Genomic DNA, 26,165 nt, shown 5'->3' with positions numbered 1-26,165 from the left:
GCGCCCGGAAGATCGTTGGGGCCGGTCGATTTCGCCACGCATCGCAGGCAGCGCCCGGATTCCTCCTCCGTGAATGCAGCGTCACGAACGAACGGGGCGGACACGGCGCCCCTCGCCTGCCGGCCTCCCCCGGCGGCGGCGAAGCCGGCCGCGGAGGTGCAGATGCCGGGACGCCTGTTCCGGGAGGAGAGCGTTCGCGCCGTGCTCGGCTGGCTGAGGCGGCTCGGGGTCCCGCGCGACGATCGGCCGGATCTCGCGCAGGAGATCCTCCTCTCGGCCTTCACGAGCCTCTCGCGGTACGACCCGGGGCGCGCCGCGCCGGCGCGCTGGATGAACCGCATCGCCGTCCACGTCGCCGCCCATTACCATGAGCGCCAGCGTCACCGGCGCGAGGTGCTCCTCGAAGAAGCGCCGGACCTCGCGGTCGCGGCCGAGCGGCCCTGCGCCGAGGAGCTGATCGGGCGCGAACAGCAGCGCCGGCTGGTGCGCTCGTGGATCGACGCGCTCGCGCCCGAGCATCGAGCGCTGCTCCTCGATCGCCACGTGGAGGAGATCCCCATGGCGGAGATCGCCAGGCGACGCGGGCTCCCTCTCTCGACGGCCTACAAGCATCACGCCCGCGCGCTCGCAGCGTTCGTGGAGCTCGCGCGAGAGCGAGCCGAGATAGCCAATCCCTGAGCGCCGGGCGATGCGGCGAGGTGCGCCTCGCTCTCCCGACCCCCACCTCGCGCCGCCGATGGCGCGCATCGGTCCTCCGATGGCGCACGTCGGTTTTTTGCTGTCCCCCATCGCCCTCTCGATCCCTCACGTCGGTTTTCTGCTGCCGCACCTCGATTTTTCGATGATCTACATCGGTTTTTCGATGATCCACGTCGATTCGTCGATGTGCTCCCCTTGACAGGCGCTCCGGCGATGCGCTCCTCGGGACATCGATACGGCGGCGTTCCGCCACATTGGTTGTTTTTTTCACCGCTCCACATCCATCGCATCAGGAGGTTTATCCCCGTGCCTACTCCGACCCGCATCGACACGGCAGAGCTCGAGCTCGCCACCGCCAAGGCCCGCAAGAAGATCGACGAAGCCTTCGCGCTCCTCGCTCCTTATCTCGTCGTGCTGAACGAGGCTGAACGCGCCGCCATGCCGCGGGCGCGAGAGGGCTTCGAGCAGGCGACGCGGTCGCTCTGCCGCGCGATGACCGAGCATACGGCGGTGGCCACCGCGGCCGGCTTCTCTTCCGACGCGGTCCTCGAGGACCTGAACAACCTCGACGTGATCAGGCCGCTCTTCGAGCGCGTCGAGGAGCTCTGGCAACGGCTCGCCGACAGCCGCCTCGCCTGGTCGGCGGAGGCGTGGAGCCCCTCGCTCGTCGCCTACGGCGTCGCCAAGGCCGCGTCGGAGGTGAACCCCGCGCTCCGCACCGTGACCGCCCCGCTCGCGAAGATCTTCGCGACGCGCCGCGCGCGCGGCGGGGACGAGCCGCCGCCGCAGCCGGTCCAGTCGCCCGAGCCGCCGCCCGGCGCGTGACCGCCGTCGCCCTCGCGGGTGACGCTCCGCTCTAGCGCTGACGCAACCCCGCAGCGCAGACCAATCTCCTCCCACAGCGCGCCGGCCGCTCGAGCTCCGCGCCGGATTGACAGCCATGCCAGCTTTCGGCGGGCTTCCGTCGGCCCTACAAACGGCCCGGGGAGGCTCGACCATGACCAAGAAGGCATCGCGCGAACCGCGCATCGATCTGAACACGGCAACGGAAGAAGAGCTCACCGCGATCGAGGGTGTCGACGGCGAGCGGGCTCGCCTCATCATCGAGCACCGGAGCGAGCGCGGCCCCTTCCGCAGCTGGGAGGATCTGCACCAGGTGCCCGGCATCGACGGCGTGATGCTCGGCAAGCTCCAGCGCAGCGGCTCGCTGGGCGGCGCGACCGGGGCCTCGGGGAAGGGCGCCGGCGCCGGAGGGGCGGCCGAGGCGGAGCCGGGCTCGGCGACGAAGCGGCGCTCGTCGGGCGGCGGCGAGATCGGCGATGCGACGGCCCTGGAGCAGATCATGGGGCTCATCCTGCTCGACAGGGCGGCTGCCGAGGCGTACCGCGTGGCGATCGGCGTGTGCAAGACGCCGGAGATCAAGAAGCAGCTCGAGGGGTTCCGGGCGGATCACGAGCGGCACGAGCGCGAGCTCCTGGACGCGCTCGGCGCCTCGCTGCCGGACCAGCCCGATGAGCGCGGCCAGTGCATTCGCCGTTACACCGAGCTGTCGGCGCGCGAGGAGCGGACGGCGCTCGTCGCCATGCGCGGCAACGAGGAGCTCACGAACGACGCCTATGCCTCGGCGCTGGCGAGCGATCTGCTGGACGAGGTCCGGCGGATGGTGGAGGCGAACTGGCAGGACGAGCGGCGCCACATCCGCTGGATCAACGAGGAGATCCGGACGCGCGGCTGGGAGCTCCCGGAGGTGCCGTCGACGCTGGCCGAGGCCGCCTGAGCGGAGTAAGCTCGCGGGAGCTCGGCTGAGCTTGCGCGGGAATGGCCTCTCGAACCAAGGGAACGCGCGGCGGTGCTCCTCCTCCGGGTGGCATCGTCGACGAGGAGGAGGAGGTCGACGCCCTTTACAAGAAGCCGCTCGCCGACTTCACGCGCGCCCGGGACGAGCTCGCGAAGCGGCTGCGGCAAGCCGGGGACAAGGGCGCGTCGGATCGCGTGAAGGCGCTGCGGCGGCCGACCGCGGCGGCCTGGACCTTGAACCAGCTCGCGCGCCGCTATCCGCAGCGGATGGAGGCCCTGCTCGACGCGGGCGAGCGGCTGCGCGAGGCCCAGCGGGGGGCGCTCGGGCCGGGCGGCGCGCAGGGGCTGAAGGACGCGAGCCAGAAGCACCGCGCGATCGTGAACGAGCTCCTGCGGGCGGCGCCGGCGCTCTTCGCGGAGGGGGGCTATCGGGAGAAGGGCAATCCGATGGACCGCTTGCGGGATTCGCTGCTGGCGACCCCCACCGCGAGCCCGTCGGATCTGGAGCTGCTCGCGCGAGGGCGGCTGTCGGGAGAGCTCGAGCCGGGGGATCTCTCGGACATGCTCGGGCTGCTGCGAGGGCGGCCCTCCGAGAGGCCCGCCGAAGCCGGGGCGGGCCGCGGGAGCAAGGGGGCGAAGGCAGAGGCGCGACGCCGGGGGCGCGCGGAGAAGGAGCCGCCGGAGCGGCAGAAGAGGGCGGGAGAGGAGCGCGAGAAGCAGCGCGCCGCGAAGGCGCGCGAGCAAAAGGCGAAGCTCGCCGCCGAGGAGCGCGAGAAAAAGGCGCGGAGCGCGGCCGACGAGCGAGAGCAAAAGGCGAAGCTCGCCGCCGAGAGGCGAGAGCGGAAGGAGCGACTCGCGGCAGAGCAGCGCCAGCAGAAGGCGCAGCTCGCGGCGGCAGAGAGAGGACGGGATCAGGCGAGCCGCGAGGCGTCGCGGGCCGCCAAGGAGGCAGATCGCCTCACGAAAGAGGCAGCCAGGATGAGCCGCGCCGCGGAGAAGGCCGAGGAGGCCGCGCGGGCCGCGAGGAAGCGCGCCGACGAAGCAGAGCGAAGCGCGGCGGAGGCGCAGCAAAAGGCGGCCGAGGGCGCGAGCCGCCTCGAAGCGGCCGAGGACAGGCTCGATCGGCTCGGGCGCTGACACACCATCAGGACTCTGATGAGGACACGCTGCCCTGAGATCCGGATTCGGCACCAACGGACCGAGACGGCCATCCGCACGAACAGCGCATGTTCTGAAGAGCAGCAGAATTTAACGCAAAGGCGCAAAGGCGCAAAGGCGCAAAACGACGGAGAGGGGGATGAACGAGAATGAGATAGCCAAGATCGTCGTCGATGCGGCGATCGAGGTGCATCGCGGCCTTGGAGGTCCGGGGCTGCTCGAAGGCGTCTACGAAGAGGCGCTTGCCTTCGAGCTTGAGTCGCGAGGGCTGAGCGTGGTGCGCCAGAAGGCGGTGCCGCTCGTGTACAAGGGCAAGCGCCTTGCGTCCGACTTGCGCCTCGATCTGCTCGTAGGCGAGCGAGTCATCGTCGAGTGCAAGGCAACGGTCGCGTACAACGGAGTATTCGAAGCGCAGGCTCTCACGTACCTGCGGCTGTCGAATCTCAAGCTCGCGATCGTCATCAACTTTGGCGAGGTGAGAGTGAGGCAGGGTATCCATCGCGTGGTCAACGGATTGCAGGAATGACGTCCTACCTCTCTCTTGCCTTTTTGCGTCTTTGCGCCTTTGCGCCTTTGCGTTAAATTCCCGCTCGCCGCTGCGACCGACGGGCTCCGCCGCCGTTCAACGACCAAGGTGCTGGAGTAGACGACCCAACCAGCGGATGCACCCGACGCCTTGGTGCCTTGACGGTTCGGCCCCTCCTCGTCCCCGCGCCGCTCCCGGGCGCCGCGCTACCGCTTCTTTCGCGGCTTCGGCGGGGCGGTCGGCTTGATATCGACGGTCGTGGCCCCCTGACACGGCACCTGCGCCGTCACGCCCGCGCTGAGCCACTCGGGGAACTTCGTCTTGCCGGGCTTCCCCACCCGCACGAAGAAACGACCGCAGCGGATGACGAGCGGCTCGTTGACGTCCCCCGCGTACTTGCCGGTCACGTAGACGCCCCCCGGCTCGGGGAACCCCACCGTGAGCACGCCCTGCCCCTTGGGCAGGGTGGCGGGGTTGACCCCCCGCCCTTGGCCGGCGGCCTCCTTCGCCGCGGCCTCCTTCGCCGCAGCCTCCTTCGCCGCAGCCTCTTTCGCCGCGGCCTCCTTCGCCGCCGCCTCCTTCGCCGCCGCCTCCTTCGCGGCAGCCTCCTTCGCGGCGGCCTCCTTCGCCTCCTTCTCCTTCGCGGCCGCCTCTTTCGCCGCAGCCTCCTTCGCCGCCGCGGCCTCCTTCGCCGCCGCCTGCTTCGCCGCCGCGGCCTCCCTCGCCGCCTCCTTCGCCGCCGCGGCCTCTTGCGCCGCCAGCTCCTTCGCGGAAGGCGCCTTCGCGCCCGGCGCCCGCTTCGCCGAGGTCGCAGCGCTCGGCGGCGGCGCCGGCGCCGCCGTGGCCGTGACGACGGGCTCGGCGGCCGTCGCCGCCTGCTCGACCGGCGCCGCGGCGTCCGGCACGGGCCGCTCCCGGCGCGCGACGTAGATCCACATCGCCGCCACCACCGTCGCCGTGATCGCCGAAACCGCGATCGTCCCGACCGGCGACAGCGAGCGCGGCGCCTGCCAGCCCAGCGTGGGCGAACGCTGGCGCCGCGGCCCGCCCGGCGGCGACGACTCCGCCGAGGGGCCGCGCGGGCCCGCCGCGCTCGGGTACGGCACCCCCCCGGGCGGCGTCCCGCCCGCCGTGCGGTCCACGGGCACCGTCACCCCGGGCGGCGTCAGGCCCGCCGTGCCCATGGGCACCGTCACCCCCGACGGCGTCACCGGCGAGTTGGACGGCGGCTTCGGCGGCGGCGGCGCAAAGAACGCCGGCGTGAGATCCGCCGGGAGCGCCGGCGGCGGACCGAAGCGGATCGCCTCCGGGATCGCCGAGATCGACGTCCCGAAGCGGACCGACGGCGCGCCCGTGCCCGGGATCGTCGCGTCGTCCTCCTCGAACACCGGCTCCAGCTCGGGCAGCGTCGCCGGCCCGCCCCCCGCCAGCACCTCCTCGGCCGCCGCCGCGTCGCGCTCCGCCGCGCGCTTCGACGCCTCGTACAGCCGGCCGAACGTCTCGCGATCCGGCAGCGCCGGCTTCCGCCCGTCGGCGCCCTTCACCCCGACCGCGGCCGGCAGCGCCGCCGCGACCGGCGTCGGCGGCGCTTGAGTTGCCGGCGCCGCCGGCACCGGGATCGTGATCGGCTCGGGCCCAGGCGCGCGCGCCGGCAGCTTGCCGTCCGGGCGCGCGGCCGCCGCCAGCGCCTCGGACGGCGCCGGCGCGGGCGGCGTCGTCCCCGCCCGCGCGCCGCCGGGCCGGAGCCGCGCGGCCCCGCCCTCCCTCGCGGCCTGATCCTTCGCGAAGAGATCCTTCGCGAGCCGCTTCGCCGCGTCCGCCGCGGGCCGCGCCGTCTGCCCGCCCTTGCCCTTCACCGGGATCGTCGGCCGCCGGTCCTCCTCGGGATCCGCGTCCTCGATCTCGATCGTCGCGTGCGCGGATTGCACGCGCGTCACGAGCTCCGCCTTCCCCTTCTCCGGGCGGGCCACCTTCGCGAGCGTCTGCTCGATCTCCTGGGTGGTGGTCTTCCGATCGTCCGGCGACAGCGCCAGGGCCGTGTCGAGCAGCGCCACGACCGGGCGCGGGATCTCGGGGCGGATCGACGCGATCCCAGCCGGCTTGGTGCCGTCGGCGGGCGGCCGCCGCCCCGAGAGCAGCGACCAGAGCAGGAGCCCCACGCCGTAGATATCGGCCTTGACCGTGACCCGCTCGGCGCGCACCTGCTCGGGCGCCATGTAGCCCGGCGCTCCCTTCACCACGCCCGCGATGGTGTCCGGCGTGCGCCCGAGGATCTTGCCGATGCCGAAGCCGGTCAGGCGCACCTGCCCGTCCCACCCGATCACGATGTTCTCCGGGTGGAGGTTCCGGTGAATCACCGGCGCGGGGCTGCCGTGCTCGTCGGTCAGCCCGTGCGCGTGCGCGAGCGCGCCGGCGATGCAGTGGACCAGGTAGTAGACCGCCGCGTCGGCGAGCTTGTGCTGCCGCGCCGCGAGGTGCTGGAGCAGCCGATTGAGGTTCACGCCCTCGACGTGCTCGAGCACGAGCACGAGCCGGCCGGCGTGCTCGAAGAAGTCGAACATCCGCACGATGGCCGGGTGGTTCATCGACGCGCAGATCGACGCCTCGCGGGCGAGCTCGTCGGCGAAGCGCGGATCGCCCTCGGCCGTATTCGGGACGAGCTTCAGCACGCAGACGCGGCGAAACCCGAGCGGGCCGTCCAGCCGCCCGAGATAGACGCTGGTGGGCCCAGAACCGGCCAGGCGCCGGAGGATCTTGTAGGCCCCAATCGTCTCGGGAGCGGGCTCCGTCGGAAACATCCGAGGCCGATCATACCCAAGCGCGGCGAAGCCCCCAAGCCAACGACCAACACGGATCGATTCGCGGCGCCTAGAGGCGTCTCCGGGCGCCTCGGTAAGACGCCCTGCTCCACGCGCCCTGTACGGCGCGTCGCTCTCCCGCTCGCGGGAGAGCGGTACAGCTGATCAGCAGAAACCCGAACAGCTGTGACGGATTACGGCGCACGCTCCGCCGCGCGCGCCGGCGCGGCGCGGAGACCCGCGGGACGCGCGCACCCCGGGCGCCGCGCGCGGCGCGGATGGAGACGCCGCGCGATCCACCCGCGCCGCGCCCGCACGCGAGGTGTGGAGAACCCGCGCCCGCGCGCGGGCGGCGCGCGGCGTGTGGAGAACCGGCGGCGCGCGGTCGCGCTCGCGCGGCTGCGCCTCCGGCCTTCGAGCGGCGCTGGGCCTGGGTTATAAGCCGCCGCGATGAAGCTCCGCGCCTCTCACCGGCTGCTCGCCGTCGTCCTCCTCGCCCTCGCCGGCTGCGAGGCCGCCGTCCCGCCGCCGCCGCCCGCGCCGCCCCCGCCCCCGCCGCCCAGCGCCGCCGCCTCGGCGCCCGCGCCGGCCGCGCCGGCCCCCCCGCCCGCGCCGGTGTCGCGGTTCCCCGCCGGGTGGCCTTACCCCGAGGGCGCGCCGCCGGTGCGGGGGCCCTCGATGGTCTCCAGCGACGCCGCGCTCGCCACGAAGGTGGGCGCCGACGTCCTCTCCTCGGGCGGCAACGCCGTCGACGCGGCGGTCGCGACGGCGTTCGCGCTCGCCGTGGTGCACCCGACGGCGGGCAACCTCGGCGGCGGCGGGTTCCTCGTCGCGCGCGTCGGCGACAAGGAGCACGCGCTCGACTTCCGCGAGACCGCGCCGGCCAGGGCGACCCACGACATGTACAAGGGCAAGGACGGCAAGCCCACCGAGAGCTCCCGCGTCGGCCACCTCGCGGCCGGCGTGCCCGGCAGCGTCGCCGGGCTCTGGGAGGCGTACGACAAGCTCGGCTCCAAGAAGAAGACCTGGGCCGAGCTCATCGCGCCGGCGATCCGGCTCGCGAAGGAGGGCTTCCCGGTCGACGAGAACTTCGCGACCACGGTCAAGTCGGCCTCGAGCAAGCTCGCGCGCTTCCCGGCCTCGGCCGCGCTGTTCCTGCCGGGCGGCGCGCCCATCCAGGTCGGCGCGACCTGGAAGTCGCCCGAGCTCGCGGCGACGCTCGAGCGCATCGCCGCGAAGGGGCCCGCGGGCTTCTACGAGGGCAAGACCGCCGAGCTCGTCGTCGCCGAGATGCGGCGCGGCAAGGGCATCATGTCGGCCGCGGACCTCAAGGGCTACAAGGCGAAGTGGCGCGACCCGATCGTGTTCGAGTACCGCGGGCGCCGCGTCGCCTCCATGCCGCTCCCCTCGTCGGGCGGCCTCGCCCTGGCGATGATCGCGCACCAGCTCGATGGGCTCGACGTCGCCAAGCTCGGCTGGCACTCGCCGTCGCACGTGCACGTGGTCGCCGAGGCGATGCGCCGCGTCTTCCTCGCGCGCAACGAGATCCTCGGCGATCCCGACTTCGTGAAGAACCCGGTGGAGGAGCTGCTCTCGGTCGCGTGGGCCGAGAAGCAGCGCGCCACGATCGCGCCGGACCGCGCGACCCCGACCGACGAGCTGACCCGCGGCGCGGGCGTCAAGGACTCGGGCGGCCGCGGCCCGCACACGACGCACTTCTCGGTGGTCGACGCGCAGGGCAACGCCGTCGCGCTGACCACGACGCTGAACGGCTGGTACGGCTCGGGGGTGACGGTGACCGGCGCGGGCTTCGTGCTGAACAACGAGATGGACGACTTCGCCACCGTGCCCGGCACCGCGAACCAGTTCGGCCTCGTGCAGGGGGAGGCCAACGCCGTCGCGCCCGGCAAGCGCATGCTCTCGTCGATGTCGCCGACGATCGTGACGGGGAAGGACGGGCGCGTGGAGCTCGTGCTCGGCGCCGCCGGCGGCCCCACGATCCTCACGGCGGTCTTCCAGATCCTCTCGAACGTGGTCGATTTCGGCTTCGACGTGACCACCGCGGTCAACGCGCCGCGCTTCCACCAGCAGGACTACCCCGACAAGCTGTTCATCGAGAAGGGCGGCTTCCCCGACGAGCTGCGGAGCGCGCTCGGCGCGATGGGCCACGCCTTCGACGAGCGCGGGCACATCGCCGACGCGCCCGCGATCGGCCGCGAGGGCGCGGCGTTCGCGGGCGCGCGGGAGCCGCGGCGGCCGGGCTCCGAGGCGGCGGCGGGGAAGTAGCCGGCGATGTCGGCCGACGTCGTCCCGCCGATCCGGCGCTCGCTGATCGTGCCGCTCTCGCAGGCGGACGCCTTCGACCTGTTCGTCCGGCGGATCGCCGACTGGTGGCCGCTCGCCACGCACTCGGTGGGGCGCGGCGCGGCGGCGTCGTGCCACATCGAGCCGTCGGTCGGCGGCCGCGTCTTCGAGCGGGCGCGGGACGGCACCGAGGCGCTCTGGGGGACGGTCGTCGCCTGGGACGCGCCGTGGCGGCTCGCGTTCACGTGGCACCCGGGCCGCGCGCCCGCCGCGGCGCAGGAGGTCGAGGTGCAGTTCGTCGAGCTCGTGGCGGCGCAGACGCGGGTCGACGTCGTGCATCGCGGCTGGGACCGGGCCGGCGAGCGCGCGGCGCCGATGCGCGCCCGCCACGACGAGGGCTGGCAGGTCATCCTGGCGCGCTTCGAGGCGCTCTCCCGCGGCGAGATCGCGCTGCCGGAGCCACGCGGGCCCGGCGGGTGCAACGCCTGAGCGGGCCCTCGGTCGTCCTGCGCTCCCCACATGAGCTCACGCGACACCCACCTTTCCCACCACGAGCTCAGCCCCCTTCCCTGCCCCTGGCCCACGCCCGCGGCGTCGCCGCCGTGACCGCGCGTGGATCACGCCGCGCCTCGCCCGATTGCGAACGAGCCGATTGCGCTCCAACGCAATGACCTGTCGACATGCGGACTCGCCGCGAATATCAGGAGCTCCCCTAAGGGATTCCGTCCATCCTGGTGTTCCATGGCGTTTCCTGCGCGCGGGGCCAAAGCATCGTGGCTCTCGCGGGGCGAAGCCGTCATCACGTGATGTACACGCCGTCGAGCGCGCCTGCGCCGCGGGGGCCGTGAGCGCTCGCACAGCGACGAGAAGCCGGCGTCGCATTCGCTCCGGCGCGCCAACGGGCTCGCGCGCCGGAGCCGTGACGCGCGGCGTCTCGACCGCGGAGCCCCGCGTGAGAGCGCACGATCCGTGCGGTGGAGAAGCGGCGGTTCGACCTTGACACAAGCCGCTCGTTTCGATTGCTTACGGTGATGCGCCCCGCCGAGCACGTCCGTTCTTCCTACGGTTCGCACGGTTCGCACGGTTCGCGCGGTTCGCGCGCGCTTCCAGCGACGCAGCCGATCTCCGCGCCCCTGAGGACTGCCGTCTTTCCGGGGCCTCCTCGACACAGACCGAACGCCGCGCCGGATCGATAGCCTTATCATTCCAGGGGGTAGCAGTCATGGTGGAACTACTGAATCACGAGCTGCTCGACACGCTGCACGACGGAGCTCGCAGCAGCGTCTACCTCGGCCGGAAGAAGAGCACGGGCAAGATGTGCGTCATCAAGGTCGCGCGCAAGGGCGTCAATGGCACCCGCAACGTCGCGATCCTGAAGCGCCAGTACGAGATCACGCGGAACCTCGACCTCGATGGCGTCGTCAAGGTCTACGACCTCGAGGTCCGCCTCGATTACGCCGCGCTCATCATGGAGTACTTCGCGGGCCGCTCGCTTCGCGCGATCATCGACGAGGGCATCGGCGAGAGGGGCAATGGCCGGGGCATCGGGCTCGTGCAGTCGGTCCGGATAGCGCTGCAGCTCGCGGACACGCTCGGCGCCATCCACGAGCGGAACATCATCCACAAGGACATCAAGCCCAGCAACATCATCGTCGACAGCGACGTGAGCACGTCGAAGCTCACGGACTTCTCCATCGCCTCGCTCCTGCCGGGGGAGCGCGCGGCGGTGTACGACCCCTGGTCGGCCGGCGAGGGCACGCTCCAGTACATCTCGCCCGAGCAGACGGGCCGGATGAACCGCTCGATCGACTTCCGCTCGGACTATTACTCGCTCGGCGTCACGCTCTACGAGCTCACGACGCGGCGGCTCCCCTTCGAGACGACGGATCCGCTGGAGCTCGTGCACCATCACATCGCGCAGACGCCCGTCGCGCCGCACCTCCTCCGGCCGGAGATCCCGGAGGCGCTCTCCAGGGTCATCATGAAGCTCCTGTCGAAGACGGCGGAGGAGCGGTATCAGAGCATCTTCGGCCTCAAGGCGGATCTCAAGGCCTGCCTCGACATGCTGGAGCACGGCGCGCCAGCGCTGGACTTCGTGCCGGGGAGGAAGGACAAGCCCACGAGGCTCCAGATATCGCAGCGGCTCTACGGCCGGGAGGAGGAGGTGGGCGCGCTCCTCTCGGCGTTCACGAGCATCAGCGGCGCGGGGGGCCCGTCGGAGCTCGTCCTCGTCGCCGGCTACTCCGGCGTCGGCAAGTCGGCGGTGGTGAGCGAGATCCACAAGCCGATCGCGAAGCAGGGGGGTTATTTCGCCGCCGGCAAGTTCGACCAGTTCACGCGCAACGTCCCGTACGCCGCCGTCATCGCCGCGCTGCGGGAGATCGTCCGGCAGATCCTCACCGAGAGCAAGGAGGAGCTCGCCGACTGGAAGGCGCGGATCCTCGCGGCGGTGGCCCCGAACGGCCGCGTCATCGCCGAGGTGATCCCGGAGATCGAGCTCATCCTCGGCGAGCAGCCGCCCGTCCCGGCCCTCGGCGCGATGGAGACGCGGAACCGGTTCAACCTGACGTTCCGGAGCTTCATCGGCGCGATCGCGCTGAAGACGCGGGCGCTCGTGCTGTTCCTCGACGATCTCCAGTGGGCCGACACGGGCTCGCTCAACCTCATCAGCGTCCTCCTGGAGGACGCCGACATCCGCCACCTGCTCCTGCTCGGCTCGTACCGGGACAACGACGTGGACGAGGCGCACCCGCTCCGGGTGATGCTGAGCGCGCTGCCGCGCAGCGGGGCGCGCGTGCGCACGATCACGCTGAAGCCGCTCGCGCCCGAGCACGTGAATCAGCTCGTGTCCGACACGCTCGACGCGCCTCCCGAGGAGTGCCGTCCGCTCTCGGACATCATCTTCGCGAAGACGCACGGCAACCCGTTCTTCACCATCCAGTGCCTCGAGAGCGTCTGTCGCGACGGTCACCTGCGCTTCAGCTCTGAGACGGGAGCCTGGACGTGGAACATCGCCGACATCGAGCGGATGGACGTCGCGGCCAACGTCGTCGATCTCATGGTCCGGCGGATCCAGGGGCTCCGCGCGTCGACGCAGCGGGTCCTGAAGCTCGCCGCGTGCATCGGCAACCAGTTCGATCTGAGGATCCTCGCCCTCCTCCACCACAAGGACGTGCGCGCCACCGACGAGGATCTCTGGGACGCGCTGGACGCGGGGCTCGTCGTGCCCGTCGACGGCGACTACAAGATCGCGCGCTTCCTCGACGACGACGAGGAGGGCCCGGTCACGTTCAAGTTCCTGCACGACCGCGTGCAGCAGGCGGCCTACAAGCTGCTCACGGAGATCGAGCAGGAGAGGACGCACCTGGAGCTCGGGCGGCTCCTCATCAGCGAGACCCCGATCGAGTCGATCGAGGAGCGGATCTACGACATCGTGATGCACCTCAACATGGGGGCAGAGCTGATCGTGGACCGGCGGGAGCGGTACGAGGCGGCGCTGCTCAACCTGAGGGCCGGCCAGAAGGCGAGGCGCTCCACCGCGTACGGCCCCGGGGTGCAGTGCCTCCGCGCGGCGGCGGACTTCCTGCCGGAGGACGCGTGGGAGGCGAACCACGATCTGGCGCTCGCCGTCTACACGGATCTGGTCGAGCTGGAGTACCTGGCGATCGACTTCGAGCGCGCGGAGGCGTGCGCGAAGGTCGCCGTGGACCACGCCAGGGACGTGCTGGAGAAGATCCGGATCTACGAGCTGCGCATCCAGTTCTGTCTATCGCAGAACCGGATGAACGAGGCCATCGAGCTGGCGCTGAGCGTGCTCGCCCTGCTCGAGGTCCCGCTGCGCAGCGCGCCGCCGCCGGACGTCGACACGGCCAGCCTGGCGAAGCTCCCCTCGATGACGAACGAGCGCATGCGGGCGGCGATCCGCATCATGTGCACGGCGACCCCCGCCGTGTACCTCGCGCAGCCGGCCCTGGTCCCGCAGTTCGCGTTCACGATGGTGGACATCTGCATACGGCACGGCAACTCGCCGCTCGCCGCGTTCGCTTATCTGATCTACGGCGTCGTCCAGTGCTTCATGAACGAGACCGACCGGGCCTTCGCCCTCGGCGGTCTGGCCATCGATCTCACCCGTCGGTTCGGCGCGGTCGATCTGGAATCCAAGATCCACGCCACCGTGCACGTGCTCATCTACCACTGGAAACGGCACCTCCGGGAGACGATCGATCCGCTGCAGCACGCCGTGCAGGTCGGCCTGGACACGGGCGACATCGAGTACGCGCTGCACGGCTCGATTCACCACTCGCTGCACTCGTTCCTCGTGGGCGACGAGCTCGCCGAGACCGAGCGGCGGCTGAAGCACTCCGTCGATCTCTCCCTGAAGCTGAACAACCAGTACTCGCTTTATTACGCCAGCATCTGGCGACAGCTCGTGAAGGGCCTGCAGGATCCGTCCGCGGAGAGGCTGCGGCTCGTCGGGGAGAGCTTCGACGAGACCACGATGATGCCGCGCCTCGGGCAGAGCAGGACCTCGATCTTCTCGTTTCACGTGGCGAAGGCGATGCAGCTGTACACCTTCGGCCACGCGGCGCAGGCGTACGACTGCCTCCGCGCCGCCGAGGAGTACCAGGACGCGGTCGGCGGCATGGCCATCGTCGTCGAGCACAACTTCTACTACTCGCTCTCGATCCTCGCCGCGCTGGGCCGCGCGGCGGAGGGCGAGCAGGGCGCCGCGCTCGCCAGGGTCGAGGAGAACCAGCGGCGGCTCGAGGCCTGGGCGAGCGCCGCCCCGGCGAACAACCGCCACAGGCACGACCTCGTGAGCGCAGAGCTCGCGCGCGTGAAGCAGGAGGTGGTGGAGGCCATGGCCCTGTACGACCGCGCGATCGAGGGCGCCCGGAAGCATGGATACATCCAGCACGAGGCGCTCTCGTGCGAGCTGGCGTCGGCGTTCTACCGATCCATCGGCCGGCACGAGATCGCTCACCACTACATGACGCTGGCTTACCGAGGGTACGCGCTCTGGGGGGCGAACGCGAAGTGCCATAGCCTCGTGTCCGCGTTTCCGCACCTCATGCTCGAGGGGACGCCCGAGCCGCCCTCCTCGGTGGCGGTGACCAGCCACGACGGCGCGACCCTGGACCTGCTCAGCGTCGTCAGGGCGTCGCAGGCCGTCGCCAGCGAGATCGTCCTGGAGAAGCTGCTGGAGAGCCTCATGACGATCGTGCTCGAGAACGTCGGCGCGCAGTCCGGCGCGCTGGCCCTCGCGCGCGGCGAGGGCCTCTTCGTCGAGGTGGAGGGGACCACCCAGCCGAAGCAAGCGCACGTGCTGAGGAGCGTCCCCGTCGACTCGTTCGGCAGAGCCCCGCGCTCGCTCATCAGCTACGTGCAGCGCACGCAGACGAGCGTCCTCCTGGACAACGCGGCCGAGGAGACCCGGTTCTCGGCCGATCCTTACATCCAGGAGAAGCGCCCGAAGTCGCTGCTCTGCTCTCCCGTCATGCGTCAAGGTCGGCTGATCGGCGTGCTCTACCTCGAGAACAACCTCTCGACCGGCGTCTTCACGAAGGATCGCCTCGAGCTCCTGGGCATCCTCTCGTCGCAGATCGCGATCTCCATCGAGAACGCGAAGATGTACGAGGGGCTCGAGAGGGAGGTCTCCGCGCGCACCGAGGAGCTCCGGAGGTCCAACGAGCAGCTCCGCGCCGTCAACGACAGGCTGCAGGTGGAGCTCGCCGAGCGCGTCCGCCTGCAGGAGGAGCGCGTCCAGATGCAGGAGGAGATCATCCGGAGCCAGCGAGATCGGCTGCTCGAGCTGTCGACCCCGTTCATCCCGATCACCGACGACATCATGGTGATGCCCATCATCGGGACCATCGACGACAAGCGGGCTGCGCAGATGATCGAGACCGCGATGCAGGGCGTCGCGGCCAGCGCTGCGAAGGTCGTGATCGTCGACGTCACCGGCGTCAAGAGCGTGGACACGAGCGTGGCGAGCAGGCTGATGAGCCTGGCCCACGCCGTGGGCCTGCTCGGGAGCCGGGCCATCCTGACGGGGCTCCGTCCCGCCGTCGCGCAGAGCCTCGTCGCGCTGGGCGTGGATCTCGGCTCGATAGAGACGCGGGCCAACCTCAAGGCGGGCATCGCGTACGCCATGAGGCGCACGGCCGCGAGGTTGCACGCGTAAATGCACGCATAACTGCACGCCTAGCTGCACGCGTACAGCGAGCGCTCAGCCGGCGTGCGCGGCGACCCCGGGCACCTCGGCGTAGCGGAGCGCGGCGATCGCCCAGCGCTGATGGCCCGCGATCATCGCGTCGGTCGCGTCCAGGTACTGGCGGATCCCGTCCGTCGGCCACAGCGAGAGCACCTTGTCCTTCACGTCCTGGTAGTCCGAGACCCGCTGGTCGTGCATGCGCCTGAGGCGCGCGGTGGCCTCCTCCAGCGTGACGCCGTCGCTGTCTCGCAGCACGACGATCAGGTTGTGCACCTCGCCCGACCGCAGCTCCTTCTCGAGCGAGAAGTAGTCGTTCGTCCAGCACAGGATATCGTTGCAGATCTCGCGGACGCTCCGGAGCAGCGGGTGCTGGACGACCTCCAGGGGCAGCGGCTGATCGAGCAGCAGCTCCATCAGATCACAGTAGGGGTAGACCGCCCCGCTGTAGCGCCTCATCATGACGTACTCCTCGAGGCGTGGAACCCTCCCGCGCCTGCGGTTGTTCGCCTCCCACAGGTTGGCCTCGTAGTAGTACTGGAAATGCGAGAGCCATCGGTTCAGGAAGAAGTGGGGGTTACCTTCCCTGATCCTGTCGCGGATATCGAGCAACCCGCGCGTCAGCGGGTCGTCCATGTCCGGCTGCACATAGCCGAAGAGCTCGCCCAGGTATTTCTCGTTCAGCCTCGCGACGCCTTGAGGGTCCGCGCTGAGCGAGCCCTCGTCGTAAGCGTCGTCCAGCAGGAACAGCACGGCCGTGAAATCGGACGCGACCTGCAAGACCTGCACGTTCGCGGAGGGGAACACCCACCCCGCCAGGTGAGCGACGCTCGCCGCCTTGATGCGCCAGAGCGCCCGCTCGTCGGGCGCCAGCCGCAGCCGGCGCACCCACTGCAGCGTGCGGCGCTCGGCGGCGTCGACCATGGGGTGACACGACGCAGAGAACGGATACTCGAAGTGGTCCGCTTCGTTCTTGCTGACCACGACGCTGGTTCGACCGGACGACATCCTACACTCCAACGCAAACCGTGAATCTTCTTCTGCTTTCATGGGTGGTGAGCCGCGCGCGGGCGGCGATGTCGTCAGGCGGGGATGACCTCGACGGGGAGCGCGAGCGGACAGCGGGTGTTGAGGGAGACGTTCCAGTCGAGGCGCTCGGCGCGGAGCTCGACGCGCCGGTAGCGGCGCAGGAGCTCATCGAGCACGACGCGGGCTTGCGCCCGGGCCAGCATGGCCCCGATACAGGCATGAGCGCCGTGGCCGAACGCCAGGCTCGCCGGCGCGCGGCGCGCCGGATCGAAGAGATCGGGGTCCTGGAACTTCGCCTCGTCGCGCAGCGCCGAGCCCACGAGCAGCGCCACCACGGCGTGGGCGGGCACCCGGACGCCCGAGAGCTCCGCCTCGGCGAGGGTGAGCCGCATCGTCGCGTGCACGGGAGGCTCGAACCGCAGCACCTCCTCGATGAAGTGCGCGCTGAGCCCGGGCTCCGCCCGCAAGCGATCCATCCAGACCGGGCGCCGGGCGAGGATCAACGCCATGTGGGTCATCAACGTGACGGCCGTCTCCAGCCCTGCGACGAAGAGCAGGAAGAGAAAGCCCATCAGGTCCTCGTCGGTCAGCGCGCAGTCGTTCACCCGCGACCGGAGCAGGCCGCTCACCAGATCGCTCCCCGGCTGGCGACGGCGGCTCTCCAGCAGCTCTCTCATGCACGTCTCCATCTCGTCGATGGTCCTGCGCACCTCGGAGAGCCGCCGCTCGTCGTCCGGCGCGATCGCCGCGACGCCGAGGATGTCCGTCGTCCAGCGCTGGAAGCTCCCCTGTCGCGCCGGGTCGAGGCCGAGCAGCTGGACGAGGACGTTCGCCTGCGCCGGATGTGCGAAATCAGACACGAAGTCGACCACGCGGCGCTGCGACATCTCGTCGGCGAGCCGCGCCGCCGTCGAGCGCATGTCGGCTTCCAGCGAGCCGACCGTGGCGGCGGTGAACGCGCGGCCGATGAGGTTGCGCAGCTGGCTGTGCCGCGGCGGGTCTGCGAGGATCAGCGAGTCGGACAGGGGGTTGTGGCGCTGCAGGTGAGGCGGCTCGGAGGCGACGCGCAGCCCCGCCGACGAGAACACCTGCGTATCCTTCAGCGCCGCGACGACGTCGTCGTACCGCGTGACGACCCACATCCCGTTCGGCTCGACCTGGCACACCGGCGACCCTCGCCGCAGCGCCGCATAGAAGGGGTATGGGTTCTCTCGCACATCGGGGGCAAACAAGTTCAGTCGAGTCATTGGGCTCTCCTGTGACGTGGGGAGGACACGGCCGCAACGCCATGACGGCGCACGTCCACCAACGTGCAGTGGGGTGGTGCCTCAGATGTTGTTCTGGGCGGCGCTATGGCGTTGGTCGGCGCTGCTCCGAGAACAGCTTGCCTAGCGCTGGAGAGAGCACCCGTCGGACGACTCGGGACGCAACCCCGCAATACTCTGGTGCGTGGCCACCTGGGCGCATCGCTCGCCTGCAAGGCGCTTCGCGGCCGCCGCGCGGCGCGAGCCATGGGCTCGGCTCCCGCGCGGCGTGGCCGCGTTCCTCGGTCGTCGTCGCGCTCGCGATGATGCGAGCGCGCGACTCACGATCGCCTGGACTGCAGCGAGGGCATCTCCCGGTGCATCATGAGACCAGAGCCAACGAGAGAACCGTTAAGCTCTCTTCATTGCTGCGGACGTCCGATGAGTCGTCGGTGCTCCTCCATCTGATGACAGCGTGGTATATACGATGCGGACAAATGCGCAACTGTATTCTTTGTAGGAGAATTCCTCACGATGACGTTCGCGCGTTGGTTCGCGCGTTCGGGCGTGGGTTCAGTCACGCGTTCGAAGCGTCGGGCATACCGAGTCTGCAGACGCGGTGGCCGACGGCGGCAGCAAGGCAGCGTAAATAAAAATACATTTCTGCGCGCCCGACGCGCGCTTGTCCTCATGGAGGCGGCGCCGGCGAGACCTACTGCACCTGGACGACACTGCAGTGGCCGTCCGGTGGACAAGCATTGCGACCCCTGGCCAGTGGCGACCGGATGATCCGCATGAGCTCTCGGGAGCGACTGTGCAGCAATGAAAGCCTCGCTCACCGCGCGTTTCATCTCTGAATGCATGACGCGCGGCCCGGGCACACCGCCTCGGCGCGCGCTCCATGGAGCGCGCCTCGTCGACGACAGAGCCCGAGGCGTGCGTTGGATCGAACGCCCGTGGCCCCTTCCAGAGATGCTGGCGGCGAAGTAATTCACTTTCGATGTGACGCGGATTGCAGCGAGACAGCACTGCACGACGTCGAGCTCGCCCGCTATGCAAGATGAACGCCTCGCTCCGTCCCGGAGCGCGATCACCGTTCCCGGCGATGGTCGCGGCGGCCGTGACGCGGCGCGATCGATCCCACGCGCGGCTGGCCGCACCCGCCGCAGCCGTCGCGCGCCGCCGCGACGGCCGGGGCGGCGGGCCGTCGACGTGGCGCGACGTCGCGCGCCGCCGCGCGCCGCCGCCGCCTAGGACGAGAGCCCACCGGCGGCGGTGAGATTTCAACAGGATCGCGGGAGAGCGGGAGGAGGGCGGGAACAGGAGGTCATGGATCTCCGTCACTCCATGGTAGCGCGCACGCCGGCAATGCGGCACCGCCGGCCCTCAGGCGGAGGTCTTCAGGCACGCGTAGAGCGCCGACGCGAGCGTCTCGGCCCGCGCGTCGGTCGTGAGCGCGAGGACCATGCGGTTCGGGAGGAAGGCGAAGCCGACCCGGGAGACGGGATCCGCGAAGCCGATCGCGCCGCCGAACCCGGGGTGGCCGAACGCCTCGTCGTGCGGGCCCATGCCCACGCTCGCCGAGGGCCGCATGTAGCCGAGGCCGACCCGGAGCGGGTTGCCCCAGATGAAGTCGTTGCCGTCGTACTGCACCTCGATATGGCGAGCCGTGGAGTCGGCCGAGACCACCCGGACGCCGTCGAGCTCTCCCCCCGAGGCGAGCATGGCGTACAGCCGGGCGACGCCGCGGGCGGTCCCCACCCCGTTGCGGGACGCGAGCTCCGCCCGCCAGAACGTCGGATGGTTCATCCCATCCCGGATCATGTCTCCGAAGCGCCGGTGGGGGCTCATGAACATCGCCTTGCCGGGCGGCGTGTCGGCGTTGAGGAACTTGTAGAACTGGTCGGTATCCGTGATCGGATCGGGGCTCATCCACGCGACCCGGTGGTGCTCGGCCTCGGGCAGCCCGATCCAGTACTCGGCCCCGAGCGGTCCCGCGATCTCGTCGCGCAGGTAGGTCCCCAGGCTCTTGCCCGTGACGCGGCGGACGATCTCGCCGACGAGCCAGCCGTAGGTGGCCGTGTGGTAACCACACTGCGTCCCCGGCTCCCAGACCGGCGGCGCCGCCTCGATGAGCCGGAGGATGGCCTCGTTGTCGAGCAGCGTCTCGGGGCGGTCCAGGCGCACGCGCAGCTCGGGGTCGGGGAACCAGGGCAGCCCGGCGCTGTGGCCGAGGACCATGCGCACCGTGATCGCGCCCTTGCCTTCCGCCGCGAACTCCGGCCAGTACGCCGCGACCGGCGCGTCGACGTCGAGCTTGCCCTGGTCCGCGAGCCGCTGCGCCACGAGGGCGGCGACGCCGATGCCCACGGCGGCCCCGCACGCGAGGGTGTCCGCGGTCCACGGGACGCCGGGGCGGGCCTCGCCTCCCCAGAGGTGGGCGACCTCGACGCCGTCCACGTAGGCGCAGAACGACGCGCCGGCTTCGCCCTGTCGCGTGAGGTTCTCGACGAACGCGTCGCGAACGCGCTCGAAGCCAGGGGCCACGCTTCCTTGGATCATCGGCTGGGTGCTGGTCACGGATCGGTCCTTGGTAGAAAGGGGGTGCGCGGGGCGGGTGCCGCCCTCACGCCTCCATCATCGCCCAACTCGCCCGCCATCGCCCATCTGGCGGCGCGGCGGGCGACCGCGCCGCGTCCGCGATCCCGCCCACAGCCCGACGCGCCTCCTTGACCATGCGACCGATCGGTCATATGACTGATCGGTCGCATGCCGAAGAGCACGTTCTTTGGGCTGCCCGAGGAGCGGCGGGACCGCCTCGTGCGCGAGGCGATCGCCGAGTTCGCGGATCGGACCTACGCCGAGGCGTCGCTGTCGCAGATCGCGCGCCGCGCCCGCATCCCGAAGGGCAGCTTCTATCAGTACTTCGAGGACAAGCTCGATCTGTACAGGTGGCTGCTCACCGAGGAGGCGCCGCGGCGCAAGCGCGAGTTCGTGGGCGCCGCGGCCCTGGAGGGCGACCTCTGGGCGCGGCTCGAGGCCCAGATCGAGCGCGGCATGGCGTTCCTCGTCGAGCACCCGCGCCTCGCCCGCCTGTCGGCCGCGGCCGCGGACCCGACGGCGGACGCCGAGGTCCGCGGCCTGCACCGGGCCATCTGCGAGGCCGGCGTCGCCGAGCTCCGGGCCCTGCTCGAGCAGGGCATCGCGAGCGGCGCCCTCCGCGCGACCGACACGAGCCTCGAGGTCGCGACGCGCCTCGTCTCCGCCGTCGTCGGCCCCGGGCTGACCGAGGTCGTGCTCCAGGAGCTCGGGGCCGAGCTCCACGAGGTGCTGGCCTCGGACGCGCTGCGCAAGCAGCTCGGCCCGAAGCGCCGCCGCCGCCTCGCGCAGCAAGCGGTGCGGTTCATCCGGAGCGGCCTCGGCGCGGACGCCGCGTAGTTCCACGCGGCCTCGGCGCGGACGCCGCGTAGTTCCACGCGGCCTCGGCGCGGACGCCGCGTAGTTCCACGCGGCTTTCACAAGGAAGGGAGCTGTCATGATCACGTACGACTTCTCCGGGCGGGTCGCCCTCGTCACCGGGGGCACCTCCGGCATCGGCCTCGCGACGGCGCGGGCGTTCGCGCGCGGCGGGGCGCGGGTCGCGGTGGCCGCGCGCGGCGAGGACGCCGGGCGGCGGGCCTGCGCGGCGATCGAGCGGGAGGGCGCGCCGGCGCTGTTCATCCCGACCGACGTGCGGGACGAGGCCTCGGTGCGGCGCGCCGTGGAGCAGACGGTGCAGCGCTTCGGCCGGCTCGATGTCGCGGCGAACTGCGCGGGCGTGGGCGGCGACATGGCGCGCCTCGAGGACGCCGACCAGGCGGTGTGGGACGACGTCATGGCGGTGAACGCCCGCGGGGTCTGGCTGGCCATGCGGCACGAGATCCCGGCCATGCTCGGGTCGGGCGGGGGCGCCATCGTCAACATGAGCTCGATCTACGGCGTCGCCGGGAAGGCGGCGCACCACGCGTACGTCGCGTCCAAACACGCGGTCGTCGGGATGACGCGGTCGGTGGCGCTCGAGGTCGCGCCCCGGGGGATCCGCGTGAACGCGCTCTGCGCCGGCGTCACGCGCACGCCCGCGATGGAGCAGGCCGAGGCGTTCGCGCCCGAGCTGGTGCGGGCGCTCGTGGCGCAGCACCCGCTGGGGCGCATGGCGACCGAGGACGAGATCGCGGGCGCCGCGCTGTGGCTTTGCTCGGAGGGCGCGGGCTACGTGACCGGCGCCGCGCTCCCGGTCGACGGGGGCTTCCTGGCCGCCTGAGCGAGGGGGCGGGCGGTTGCGTGAGCCAGGTCCGTCTGTTACAGAGTGCGGCTGACGCAAGAGGAGAGTGCTCCGGTGAAGATCAGCTCCTGAATCGGTCTCCGTCGCGGGTCGCGAGCGCGCCAGGTCGCATGAGCCTTGGCGCGCGGCGCAGCCCGCCCGTCCCGTGACCGGGCCGCGTGGCCCTCGGATTCAGGAGCTTGTATGTCGTCGTTGCGCGCGCACCGCCTCTCCTTTGCTTATTCCGACGCGTCCCCGATCCTCACCGACGTCGATCTCTGCCTCACGCCCGGCTGGTACGGGATCGTCGGGCCGAACGGCGCCGGCAAGACCACGCTGCTCCGGCTCTTCTCCGGCGACCTCGAGCCCGACGCCGGGGGCCTGCGCGTCGAGCCGCGGGGCGCGACGATCGCGGTCTGCCCGCAGGCCGTGGAGCACGCGGACGCGGCGATCCGCGCGCTCGCCGAGGCCGAGGACGGCCTCGCGCGCCGGCTGCGCGGCGAGCTCCTCCTCGACCCGACGGAGCTCGAGCGCTGGGCCACGCTGTCGCCGGGCGAGCGCAAGCGGTGGCAGATCGGCGCGGCGCTCGCCGCCGAGCCGGACGTGCTCCTGCTCGACGAGCCGACGAACCACATCGACGCGGACGCGCGGGCGCTGCTCGTCGTCGCGCTCGGCGGATTCCAGGGGATCGGCGCGTGCGTCTCGCACGATCGCGAGCTCCTCGACGCGCTGACGGTCGGCACGATCCGGGTCGACAGGGCCGCGGCGCGGCTCTACCCCGGCGGGTACAGCGCGGCCAAGGAGCTCTGGGAGTCGGAGGCGCGCGGCCGCGAGGAGGCGCACCAGCGGCTGCGCGCCGAGGAGCGGCAGCTCCGCCGCCGGCTCGGCGAGGAGCGGCGGACGCAGGCCGCGGCCGACGCGGAGCGGAGCACGAAGAACCGGGTCAAGGGCCCGCGCGATCACGACGCCCGCGGCATGCTCGCGGGCATCCGGGTGGCCGCGGCCGAGGCGCGGCTGTCGCGCACCGTGGGCGTGACGCGGCGCAAGCTCGAGAAGGTGTCGGCCGAGGCGGGGGAGTTCGAGTTCGAGAAGGCCGTGGGCCGCAGCGTGTTCGTCGATTACGAGCGGTCGCCCGCGCCGTGGCTGTTCGTGCTCGACGCGCCCGAGATCCGCGCCGGCGGCGAGGGGCGGGCGCTGCTCCGGGACGTGCGGCTCAGCGTCGGCCGCGAGGACCGCATCCGGGTCGCGGGCCCGAACGGCAGCGGCAAGACCACGCTGGTGAAGGCGCTGCTCGAGGGCGCGCGGGTGCCGGCCGAGAAGGTGCTCTATGTGCCGCAGGAGCTCGGCGAGGCGGAGGAGCAGGCGCTGCTCGCGCGGGCGCGCCGCCTGCCCCCGGAGGAGCGCGGGCGGGTGATGTCGCTGGTGGCGGCGCTCGGGGTGGAGCCGGGCCGGCTGCTCGCGTCGGCGCGGCCGTCGCCGGGCGAGGCGCGCAAGCTGATGATCGCGCTCGGGCTCGGGCAGCACGCGTGGGCGCTGGTGCTGGACGAGCCGACCAACCACCTCGATCTGCCCTCGATCGAGCGGCTGGAGCGCGCGCTCGCCGACTACCCGGGCGCGCTGCTCCTCGTCACCCACGACCGGGCGTTCGGCAGGAGCTGCACGTCGATCCTGTGGACGGTGGCCGAGGGCGAGGTGCGGATCTCGTCCGACGACGCCGGCGCGTGACGATGCGGTCGCATCGGATCGCGCGCCGGCGCCGCCCGGGTTGAGTTACTCGATGACGGGCGAGCCGCCCATCTCCTTGAGCACCGCGTCCGCGCCGGACACCGCGTCCATCACCCACTGCATGTAGCGGTGATCGACGTGGATGGTCCGGGTGATCGACGGCATGAAGAGCCAGTCGGACGCCATCGCCTCGTAGTTGCCGTCGAAGGCGAGGCCGACGAGCTCGCCGCGCGCGTTCAGCGTGGCGGAGCCGGAGTTGCCGTTGGTGATGTCGAGGTCGCTGAGGAAGCAGACCGGGATCTCGCCGAGATCGTCGTCCACGTACGGGCCGAAGCGCCGCTCGCGGGCGGCCTCGAGCAGGGGCTCCGGGGTGTCGAACGGCGGCTTGCCGGTGGTCTTCTTCACGACCTCGCTGAGGACGGTGAACGGCCGATAGACCGGCTTGTCGAGCTCCGGGCGGTAGCCCCGCACCGTGCCGTAGGTGATGCGGAGGGTGCCGTTCGCGTCGGGCGCGAGCATGCCGCCCCGGTACGCGCGGAGCGCCTCGACGAAGCGCGGCTTCACGAGGGCCATCGCCCCGGCGTAGGCCTTGTCGCGGGCCTCGATGGCCTTGTCGACGGGCGCGAGCGCGAGGGCCAGGCGGATCATCGGATCCCCGCTCGCCTTGAGCTCCTCGGTCGTCGCCGTCTTGAGCAGCTTGACCCGGGTCGCCGCGTCCTCGAGCGCCGTCTTTTCATAGAGGGCGTCGACCGCCGCGCCGAGGGCGGCCTCGGTCGGCGGCACCCCGCCCGCGAGGCTCCCGACGAGCGCCGGCCTGTCCTTCGGATCGAGCCGCAGCGCGCGCTTCAGGGCCAGCTTGAAGGTGCTCCGGTCGATCGCGCGGTCGTAGGACTTCTGCAGCGACACCTGCGCCTGCTCGAGCCGCTCCCAGTTGCGCTGCTGGTACTCGGCCTCGCGCTCGGCGTCCGGCTTGGACCGCTCCTCCGCCATGCGCACCAGGGTCACCGCCGCGTCGAGGAGCCTCGCGGACGAGAGGATCTCCCCCACGGCCGCGTCGTGGTCGCGCGTCTTCCGCTGGTCGTCGTGCAGCGCGGCGATCTTCTCGATCACGCCGCCGTAGGCCGCCTTGCGCTCCGGGTCGGCGTCGATCCAGGCCTTGAGCTCGCCCTCCAGCTTCTCCTTCTCCTTGGCCAGGCCGCCCTGGACCAGCCCCTCGAGGAGGCCGCGCGTCTTGAGCAGGTAATTGCTGTAGCCCTGGATGGTGGAATGCGCCTTGATGCGCACCGCCGGGTCGTTCTTGCCGAGACCCTCCAGGAGGGCGATCGACTCCTCGTAGAACGACACCCGCTTCGGGTACTGCCATGACACGGCGGACTCCACCTCCGCCGCGGTCCGGAGCCGGTTCGTCGTGCCGGGGTAGCCGGCGACAATCACCAGGTCGCCCTGGTGGAGCGGCGCGGAGGCGAGCTTCAGGTGGTGCGCCGGGCGGTAAGGCACGTTGTCGTCCGCGTGGCTCGCGGGGCGGTTGTCCTTGCCGACATAGGCCCTGAAGAAGGAGAAATCTCCGGTGTGGCGCGGCCAGCGCCAGTTGTCGACGTCGCCGCCGAAGTTGCCGATGGCCTCGTGCGGGGCGTAGACGAGGCGGACGTCCTTGATCTCCAGCTGCTCGATCAAGGAGACCTGGCCGCCGCCGAAATAGTCGGCGATGGAGCAGCGGAGCTCCGGGCGCCCCTCCTCGCACGCGGCCACGAGCCGCTTCTTGCGCCGCTCGATCTCCTCATACCGCTCGAGATCGCTCGAGATCGCCTCGAGGCCGCGCCGCACCTCGCCGGTGACGTCGCGGAAGGCGCGGGTCACGAAGACCCGCGCGGTGGGGCCGGCCCACCGCTCCTCGGCGCGAGTCCTCGCGAGGTAGCCGTTCGTCAGGAGATCCTGCTCCGGGGTGGAGTTGTACTGGAGCGCCCGCGTGGCGCAGTGATGGTTGGTCGCGATGAGCCCGTCGGGCGAGACGAACGACGCCGAGCAGCCGCCGAGGCTCACCACCGCGCCGAGCGGGGACGCCGTGGGATCGGCGAGCGACGCCGGATCGATCTCGAGGCCGAGCGCCTCGAGCTGATCCTTGTGCTGCGCCATCTGCTCGGGCATCCACATCCCGCCGGGGTTCTCGAACGGCGTCCCCTGGCCGGGCCCCGAGGCCGGCGGCTTCGTATCGCCCGCTTGCGGCCGCTCCGATCCGCAGCCCGGCGCGAGCGCGGAGAGAGCGAAGAGCGCGAGGAGCGCGTGACCACGCAGAGAGGAATGAAACATGCGGTGTTGTTACCATCGCCGGTCGATAAAGCAACCACACCGCATCTTTCGCACAGCAGAAGATGCG

17 protein-coding genes are annotated in these 26,165 nt (G+C 71.3%); 12 read left to right on the top strand and 5 right to left on the bottom strand.

The window, feature by feature from the left end:
- Nucleotides 1–162 precede the first annotated feature (162 nt).
- The 6 genes from WME98_RS20540 to WME98_RS20515 all read left to right on the top strand — a co-directional run bounded on the left by WME98_RS20540 (nt 163) and on the right by WME98_RS20515 (nt 4,180).
- Nucleotides 163–678, top strand: a complete 516-nt coding sequence (locus WME98_RS20540) for an RNA polymerase sigma factor (RefSeq protein WP_437952813.1) — start codon at nt 163–165, stop codon at nt 676–678.
- Nucleotides 679–736: 58 nt separating this feature from the next.
- Nucleotides 737–898 carry a hypothetical protein gene (locus WME98_RS20535; protein ID WP_437952812.1) on the top strand — a complete coding sequence of 54 codons (162 nt, stop codon included), beginning with the start codon at nt 737–739 and terminating at the stop codon, nt 896–898.
- 107 nt (nt 899–1,005) lie between these two features.
- Entirely contained in the window at nt 1,006–1,524 is a 519-nt protein-coding gene (locus tag WME98_RS20530; protein ID WP_437952811.1) for a hypothetical protein, read from the top strand.
- Nucleotides 1,525–1,696: 172 nt separating this feature from the next.
- Nucleotides 1,697–2,476, top strand: coding sequence for a helix-hairpin-helix domain-containing protein (locus WME98_RS20525; RefSeq protein WP_437952810.1), 780 nt, complete (start codon nt 1,697–1,699; stop codon nt 2,474–2,476).
- Between the two features lie 41 nt (nt 2,477–2,517).
- A complete protein-coding gene (locus WME98_RS20520; RefSeq protein WP_437952809.1) occupies nt 2,518–3,633 on the top strand; it encodes a hypothetical protein in 1,116 nt (371 codons plus the stop codon).
- Between the two features lie 160 nt (nt 3,634–3,793).
- Nucleotides 3,794–4,180, top strand: coding sequence for a GxxExxY protein (locus WME98_RS20515; protein ID WP_437952808.1), 387 nt, complete (start codon nt 3,794–3,796; stop codon nt 4,178–4,180).
- Nucleotides 4,181–4,386: 206 nt separating this feature from the next.
- On the opposite strand, the gene WME98_RS20510 is transcribed toward WME98_RS20515, so the two are convergent.
- On the bottom strand, nt 4,387–6,978 hold the full coding sequence (locus tag WME98_RS20510; protein ID WP_437952807.1) for a protein kinase domain-containing protein: 2,592 nt from the start codon (nt 6,976–6,978) through the stop codon (nt 4,387–4,389).
- Between the two features lie 450 nt (nt 6,979–7,428).
- On the opposite strand from WME98_RS20510, the gene ggt reads away from it, so the two are divergent.
- From ggt to WME98_RS20495, 3 genes are all read left to right on the top strand, one after another.
- Nucleotides 7,429–9,264 carry a gamma-glutamyltransferase gene (ggt, locus tag WME98_RS20505; protein WP_437952806.1) on the top strand — a complete coding sequence of 612 codons (1,836 nt, stop codon included), beginning with the start codon at nt 7,429–7,431 and terminating at the stop codon, nt 9,262–9,264.
- 6 nt (nt 9,265–9,270) lie between these two features.
- A complete protein-coding gene (locus WME98_RS20500; RefSeq protein ID WP_437952805.1) occupies nt 9,271–9,771 on the top strand; it encodes an SRPBCC family protein in 501 nt (166 codons plus the stop codon).
- A 733-nt stretch (nt 9,772–10,504) separates the two neighbouring features.
- Complete coding sequence (locus WME98_RS20495; RefSeq protein WP_437952804.1) at nt 10,505–15,466, top strand: AAA family ATPase; 4,962 nt, start codon at nt 10,505–10,507, stop codon at nt 15,464–15,466.
- A 45-nt stretch (nt 15,467–15,511) separates the two neighbouring features.
- Here WME98_RS20495 and WME98_RS20490 read toward each other — a convergent pair whose 3' ends face one another.
- The 3 genes from WME98_RS20490 to WME98_RS20480 form a co-directional block, all read right to left on the bottom strand.
- Complete coding sequence (locus WME98_RS20490; protein WP_437952803.1) at nt 15,512–16,501, bottom strand: terpene synthase family protein; 990 nt, start codon at nt 16,499–16,501, stop codon at nt 15,512–15,514.
- Between the two features lie 74 nt (nt 16,502–16,575).
- Nucleotides 16,576–17,769 carry a cytochrome P450 gene (locus tag WME98_RS20485; protein WP_437952802.1) on the bottom strand — a complete coding sequence of 398 codons (1,194 nt, stop codon included), beginning with the start codon at nt 17,767–17,769 and terminating at the stop codon, nt 16,576–16,578.
- A gap of 1,383 nt (nt 17,770–19,152) precedes the next feature.
- Complete coding sequence (locus WME98_RS20480) at nt 19,153–20,346, bottom strand: serine hydrolase domain-containing protein (protein ID WP_437952801.1); 1,194 nt, start codon at nt 20,344–20,346, stop codon at nt 19,153–19,155.
- Between the two features lie 189 nt (nt 20,347–20,535).
- On the opposite strand from WME98_RS20480, the gene WME98_RS20475 reads away from it, so the two are divergent.
- The 3 genes from WME98_RS20475 (at nt 20,536) to WME98_RS20465 (ending at nt 23,791) form a co-directional block, all read left to right on the top strand.
- Nucleotides 20,536–21,204, top strand: coding sequence for a TetR/AcrR family transcriptional regulator (locus tag WME98_RS20475; RefSeq protein WP_437952800.1), 669 nt, complete (start codon nt 20,536–20,538; stop codon nt 21,202–21,204).
- Between the two features lie 97 nt (nt 21,205–21,301).
- Nucleotides 21,302–22,066 (top strand): SDR family NAD(P)-dependent oxidoreductase, encoded by a 765-nt coding sequence (locus tag WME98_RS20470; RefSeq protein ID WP_437952799.1) that lies wholly within the window; start codon nt 21,302–21,304, stop codon nt 22,064–22,066.
- A 204-nt stretch (nt 22,067–22,270) separates the two neighbouring features.
- Nucleotides 22,271–23,791: an ATP-binding cassette domain-containing protein gene (locus WME98_RS20465; RefSeq protein WP_437952798.1), complete on the top strand. Its 1,521-nt coding sequence runs from the start codon at nt 22,271–22,273 to the stop codon at nt 23,789–23,791.
- A 45-nt stretch (nt 23,792–23,836) separates the two neighbouring features.
- On the opposite strand, the gene WME98_RS20460 is transcribed toward WME98_RS20465, so the two are convergent.
- Entirely contained in the window at nt 23,837–26,098 is a 2,262-nt protein-coding gene (locus WME98_RS20460) for a S46 family peptidase (RefSeq protein ID WP_437952797.1), read from the bottom strand.
- Nucleotides 26,099–26,165: the final 67 nt, after the last annotated feature.

The organism is Sorangium sp. So ce296 (assembly GCF_051529605.1).
In the GTDB taxonomy this organism is placed as follows: domain Bacteria; phylum Myxococcota_A; class Polyangia; order Polyangiales; family Polyangiaceae; genus Sorangium; species Sorangium cellulosum_D.
This window is presented reverse-complemented; position numbering and strand designations above follow the sequence as displayed.